1 protein-coding gene is annotated in these 6,880 nt (G+C 67.7%); it reads right to left on the bottom strand.

Annotation, left to right across the window (positions count from 1 at the left end):
- The coding region (locus ACQKPS_RS18845) for an amino acid adenylation domain-containing protein (protein ID WP_427605309.1) at positions 1 to 6,879 on the bottom strand (6,879 nt) is incomplete at its 3' end.
- Position 6,880 lies beyond the last annotated feature (1 nt).

Here is a 6,880-nt window from a genome sequence, read left to right as displayed (position 1 = left end):
GGTGACGTCGATGGCCGCTTCGGTCGGGCCATAGAGGTTGTACAGGCCACTCTGCGGCAGCAGCGCCAGGGTCTGGCGTTGCAGCTCTACCGGCAATGCTTCGCCGGAGCAGATGATCCGTTGCAGCGAGGTGCAGCGAGCGGCGTTTTCATCACCGACGAAGGCCTGCAGCATCGACGGCACGAAGTGCAGCGTGCTGATCTGCTCGCGGCTGATCAGCTCGGCCAGGCGCGCCGGGTCGCGGTGGTCCCCCGGCAGCGCCATGACCAGGCGTGCGCCTTCCATCAAGGGCCAGAAGAATTCCCACACCGAGACGTCGAAGCTGAACGGTGTCTTTTGCAGCACGCTGTCATCGGCACTGAGTGGGTAAGCCTCCTGCATCCAGGCCAGGCGGTTGTGAAGCGCCACGTGGCGGTTGCCGGCGCCCTTCGGTTTGCCCGTGGAGCCGGAGGTGTAGATGACGTAGGCGAGGTTCTCCGGGTGCAGCAGCACGTCCGGGTTGTGTGCTGCCAGAGCGTTCCAGGCTTCAGCCCGGTCCAGATCGAGCACGGCCAGCCCTGCCGGGATCGGCAGGCCATCACGCAAGTGCGACTGGGTCAGCAGCAAGGCGATGCCGCTGTCCTCGAACATATAGGCCAGGCGCTCTTGCGGGTACTCCGGGTCGAGCGGCACATAGGCGCCACCGGCCTTGAGGATCGCCAGCAGGCCGACGACCATTTCCACCGAACGCTCGGCGGCGATGCCCACCAGCACGTCCGGGCCGACGCCCATGCCGCGCAGATACTGCGCCAGGCGGTTGGCCTCGGCATTGAGTTCGGCGTAGCTCAGGGTGCGTTCGGCGAAGGTCAGTGCCGGCGCCTGCGGCTGAAGGGCCACTTGCTGTTCGAACAGCTGATGCACATACGGCTTGCCTGGATACTCACGCGCCGTGGCATTCCAGCCCGTCACGATTTGCGAATGAGCCGCTGCGTCGACCAGCCCGAAGCTGCCCAGCAAGGCTTGCGGCGCGCTGGCGAAGCCTTGCAGCAGATGTCGCAGCTCGGCTGCAATCTGCTGCACCTGCGCAGGGCCGAAGACCTGGCGCTGGTAGGCGAAGGTCAGCTGCATCTGATCACGGGCTTCGGCAATCAGGGTCAGGGGGTAGCCGCTGTACTCCTGATAATCCAGGCCGGACAAGCGCAACCCGGCACTGCTTTCCGAGAGGCTCTGGGCCAGCGGATAGTTCTCGAACACCAGCAGGCTGTCGAACAGCGCCTCGCCAGGGCGCCCGGCCGCTGCCTGGATGGCATACAGCGGCAGGTATTCATACTCGCGCAGGCGCAGGTTGAGTGCCTGCACTTCACGCACCCAGTCGGCGACCGCCATCTGCCCTTGCGGCTCGGCGGCCACTGGCAGGGTATTGATGAACAGGCCCAGTTGCTGCTCGATGCCCGGCAGCTCCGCCGGGCGCCCGGAAACGGTGGCACCGAAGCAGGGCCGACGCTGACCGGTGCGGCGCTGCAACAGCAACGCCCAGGCGGCTTGCAGCACGCTGTTGAGGGTGACTTGCTGGGCCTGCGCAAACTGCTTCAGGGCCTGGCTCAATGCCTCACCCAGCTCCAGCACCACCGCACCCTGCCCGGACTTGCTGGCATCGCGTACAGCGCCGAGCAGTGTCGGGCCGTCGAGGTCGAGCAGTTGGGCTTTCCAGAACGCATCGGCACCCGCGCGATCCTGCTGCTGCAACCAGCCGAGGTAGTCGCTGCGGGTGGCCGGCGCCGGCGCGGCAGGCTGCCCCGAATAGGCCTGCATCACAGCCGCGAACAGCAACGAATTGCTCCAGCCGTCCATGAGAATGTGGTGGCTGGTGTAGATCAGGTGATGGCGCTGCGGCCCGGTGCGCACCAGCACCAGGCGCAACAGCGGCGCCTGGCCGAGGTCGAAGACGCGGGCCTGCTCGGCCTGCGCCAGTGCTTCGAGGCGTGCGTCGATATCGGCCTCGCCTGCCCAGTCGAAGCGTTCCACCGGCAGCTGGACCTGTCGCAGCACCACCTGGCGCGGCGCCTCCAGACCCTGCTCCCAGACAAACCCGGCACGCAGCGCTTCATGCTGGTCCAGCACCTGCTGCCAGGCCTGGATGAAACGTTGCGGGTCGAGGTCGTCGAGGTCCAGGCGCAGGCGGTTGACGTAGCTGCTGGCCTGGCCGTCGTACAGGCTGTGGAACAGCATGCCTTCCTGCATCGGTGCCAACGGGTAGATGTTCTCGACCTGGCGCAGGTCGACCGGCAGCGCATCCAGCCGGGCCTGGGTCAGGCCCGCCAGCGGGAAGTCGGCCGGGGTGGCACCGCCGGCCTGGTCGTCGAGGCAATGGGCGACCAGCGCGGCCAGCTCATGGGCGTAGTCATCAGCCAGGCCAGCGATCACCGGCTCGTCGAACATCGCGTGGCTGAAGGTGAAGCCCAGCTCCAGTTCGCCCCCCAGCACCTGGCCGTTGATGCTCAGCCAGTTGCCCAGCGGCGCATCGGCGGCCTGGGTGGCGCCCACAGTTTCCAGGGCGGGTGCGAACAAGCGGTCCTCGGCAAAGCCCTGGTCGAACTGGCCGAGATAGTTGAACGTTACCCGCGCTTGCGGCAGCGCCTGCAACGCCATCTGCTGCGCCGGGCTGCCGAGGTAACGCAGCGCGCCATGGCCGATGCCGCGCATGGGCACGCCACGCAACTGCTCCTTGATGGCCTTGAGCGAGCCCCCCAGGTCATCGGCCGGCGTCAGCGCCACCGGGAACAGGCTGGTGAACCAACCCACCGTGCGGCTCAGGTCCACACCGTCGAACAGGTCTTCGCGGCCGTGGCCTTCCAGCTGGACCAGTGCACTGCCCTGCCCGGTCCAGCGGCAAAGCACCCGCGCCAGGGCGGTCAGCAGCAGGTCGTTGACCTGCGTGCGATAGGCCGCGGGTGCCTGCTGCAGCAGGTTTTGCGTGGTGTCGGCGTCCAGGCGGCAGCGCACGGTGCGTGCGTGGCGCACCTGCAACCCGGCGTCGCGGCGTGCCGCCGGCAGGTCACCGGTCAGCCCGGCAAGGGTCGCTTGCCAGTAGGCCAGTTCAGCCTCGCGGGCAGGCTCCGCGGCCCAGCCCACCAGGCGTTCGGCCCAGTCCTTGAACGCCGTGCCCTTTTCCGCCAACGTGGGCGTGCGCCCGGCCAGCCGGGCTTGGCAAGCCTGCTCAAGGTCGTCCAGCAGCACCCGCCAGGACACACCGTCGACCACCAGGTGATGAATCACCAGCAGCAGGCGCTGCCCGCCTTCGGCGAGGTCGCACAGCACTGCGCGCAGCAGCGGCCCCTGGGCGAGATCGAGACTGCCCTGCGCCTCTTCGGCGATGGCCAGCAGTTGCGCGGCATCGGCCGCCTGGCGGTGCCAGAGCAGCCCACCAGGCACGCCGTTGCGGTGCTCGGCATGCCAGCTGCCGTCCACCTTGTTGAAGGCCAGGCGCAGTGCGTCGTGCTGGTTGACCAGCAACGCCAGGGCCTGTTCGACGATGTTCGCCGTCAGCGCCTGGCGTGGCTGCAGCATGACCGCCTGGTTGTAATGCCCAGGCTGATCCAGGCCCAGCTCGAAGAAGCGCGCCTGCACCGGCAGCAGCGGCATGCCACCACTGACCTGCGCGACAGCGGCAGGCTTGGCCGCTGCTGTGATCACCTTGGCGACCTGGGCCAGCTGGGCGATGGTCTGCTTCTCGAACAACTGGCGCGGGCTCAGCCTGATGCCCTGGCGCTTGGCCCGGGCGATGATCTGCAGGCTGAGGATGGAATCGCCCCCGAGCTCGAAGAAATTGTCCTCGACGCCGATGTCTTCACGCTTGAGCACCGCTTGCCAGATCGCCAGCAGCTGCTCCTCCAGCGGCGTGCTGGCGGCGACATGGCGCTTGAGGTGCACCTGCGGCTGCGGCAGCGCGCGGCGGTCCAGCTTGCCATTGGCGGTCAGTGGCAGGCGATCCAGCAGCAGCAGGTGGGCAGGTACCAGGTAGTCCGGCAGCAGCGCCTGCAGTTGCTCGCGCAGGGCCTCGACGCTCGGCGCAGGGTTGCCCGGCACGCACCAGCCGACCAGTTGCAGCTGCGCCGCGTCATCCCCTTGCGGCACGGCCAGCACCACCGCGTCATGCACCCCGGCCAGGCCACGCAGTACGCGGCCGACTTCCCCTGGCTCGACACGGTAACCACGAATCTTCACCTGGTCGTCGGCCCGCCCGAGGAAGTGCAGCAAGCCCGCGCTGTCGCGACGCACGCGGTCACCGCTGCGGTACAGGCGCGTGCCCGGCGCGCCGAACGGGTCGGGCACGAAACGCTCGGCGGTGAGTGCCGCCTGGCCAAGATAACCTTGCGCCAGGCTGTCGCCGCCAATGTACAGCTCGCCAGCGACCCGCGCCGGCACCCCGTTGAGCACAGCGTCCAGCACCCGCACGCTGGCCCCGGGCAGCACAGTGCCCAACGGCACCGCCTGGGTCACTGCACCTTGCAGCTCATGGGTCAGCACACCGACCGTGGTTTCGCTGGGGCCATAGTGGTTGATGAAGCGGCAGCCAGGCTTGAGCTCGCGCACTTTCTGGTACAACTCGGGTGAGCAGGCTTCGCCACCAACGATCAGTGCGTGTTCGGGCAGCACGTCGGCGGCATTGGCCGCCTGCAGCAGGCCGCTGAGGTGGCTGGGAACGATCTTCAGCACACCGATGCGCTGTTCGGCCATGTAGGCGGCGAAGGCATCCGGGTCGAAGCCCAGCGTCTCTGGCAACACGTGCAGCGTGCGCCCGGAGCACAGCGCGCCGAACAACACGGTGTGGCCAAGGTCGGCGGCGATGGTGGAGACCAGCGCCATGCTCGCGCCCGCAGCCAGATCCAGGCGGTGCAGCAGGCCATCGACATAGCTGGCCAGCGCGCCATGGCTGACCACCACCCCCTTCGGTTGGCCGGTGGAGCCGGAGGTGTGGATCACGTAGGCCGGTGCGCCCGGCAGAATCGGGATGTGTGGCGCATTGCCCGGCAAGGCGGCCCAGTGCTCCGCAACATAGGGTTGCACTTGGCAACCAGACGATTCCAGTGCCTGCTGGCGCGGCTCAGCCGCATCGCACAGCAGCACCTGCGCGCCGCTGCGCTGCAGCATGCCTTGGAGGCGCTCGGTTGGCGCCTTGGTGTCCAGCGGCATGTACACGCCACCTGCCTTGAGAATGCCCAACAGGCACACCAGCCAGTCCAGCGAGCGCTCCATCAGCACCGCGACCGGCTGCCCCGCAGTGATGCCCAGGCCGCGCAGGTGGTGGGCCAGGCGATTGGCCTGGTGGTCCAACTCGGCATGGCTGAGGCGCTGCCCGGCACAAGCCAGCGCAATGCCGTCAGGCTGGCGACGGACCTGCTCGTCCCAACGCTGCAAGACCAGGGCCGGTTGCGTACGCTGGCTGACAACCGCTGCGGCAGGCGCCCTCACCAGGGCATGCAGCGGCGTATCGGGCGCATCCAGCAGCGTCTCGAACAGCTCGCGCAGGGCAACGATGAACCCTTCTATGCTAGCGCGCTGGTAAAGATCGCTGGCGTAGGTCATCTCGCCGTGCACCAGGCTGCCGTCGTCGGTGATGTCCAGGGCGAGATCGAAGTGGGTGCCCTCCTTGCGCAGCGGATACTCGCTGACGGCCAGCCCCGGCAGCTGCATGGCGATCTGCTTCTGCACGCCAACGTTCTGGTTGAACTTGGCCTGGAACAACGGGTTATGGCCAAGGCTACGCTCGGGCGCGAGCACCTCCACCAGTTGCTCGAAGGGCAGTTCCTGATTGGCCTGTGCGGCAAAGGTCGCTTCGCGCACCTGCACCAGCAGTTCACTCAGCGACAGGCGCTCGTCGACCACGCAGCGCAGCACCTGAGTGTTGACGAAGAAGCCGATCAACCCCTCCACCTCTTCGCGCCCGCGGTTGGCGTTGGGCACGCCGATGCGGATGTCACACTGGCCGGAATGGCGCGAGAGGAACACGGCGTAACCGGTCAGCATCAGCATGAACAGCGTCACGCCCTGCGCCCGGGCTGCGTCGCGCAGGCGCTGCGACAGCGGCCCGCCGAAATCGAACTTGAGGGTCTCGCCTTGCAGGCTCTGCACCGGCGGGCGCGGGAAATCGGCTGCCACGTCGAGCAAAGGATGGTCATCACCCAGCTGCTCGCGCCAGTGCTGCAATTGCCGCTCGCCCTCGCCGGCTTCCAGCCAGCGGCGCTGCCACACGGCATAGTCGGCATACTGCAACGGCAGCGCTGGCAGGCTCTGGGCGCCGGCCTGGTAGCACTGGACGAACTCGCGGACCATCACGTCCATCGACCAACCGTCGCAGACGATGTGGTGCATGCACACCACCAGCACGTATTCGTCCTGGCCCAGGCCGAACAGGCTGGCGCGCAGCAGTGGGCCGTTGAGCAGGTCGAACGGGCGACTGACTTCGTCATCTACCTGTCGGGCCAGCTCAGCCTCGTCGGCGGTGCCAAGGTCGACATGTCGCAAGGCAAGGGGCTCGGCCGCCAGCAGCCGTTGCAGCGGCTGCTCGCCATCGACCAGGAATACGGTGCGCAGCGCTTCGTGGCGCTCGATCAGGGCGTCGAAGGCGCCTTGCAGACGGCCACGGTCCAACTTACCGCGCAGGCGCAGGCCGGCGGCCATGTTATAGGCCGCGCTCTGCGGGTCCAGTTGCCAAAGGAACAGCAGGCGCTGCTGGGCGTAGGACAGCGGGATGGCCTCAAGGCCATGGCGGCTGACCGGGATCGGCAGCAGGCCGAAGTCCTTGCCCTCCTGGCGCAGCCTGGCGAGGAACTGACGGCGTTGTTCGAGCGGCAACCCGATGAACTTCTCGGCGATACGCAGCGTCGTGTTGCGGGACATG

Source organism: Pseudomonas sp. NPDC086566, from assembly GCF_050280885.1.
GTDB classification, from domain to species: Bacteria; Pseudomonadota; Gammaproteobacteria; order Pseudomonadales; family Pseudomonadaceae; genus Aquipseudomonas; species Aquipseudomonas vlassakiae.
The sequence above is the reverse complement of the archived record's forward strand: the minus strand, read 5'-3'. Positions and strand labels throughout refer to the sequence as shown.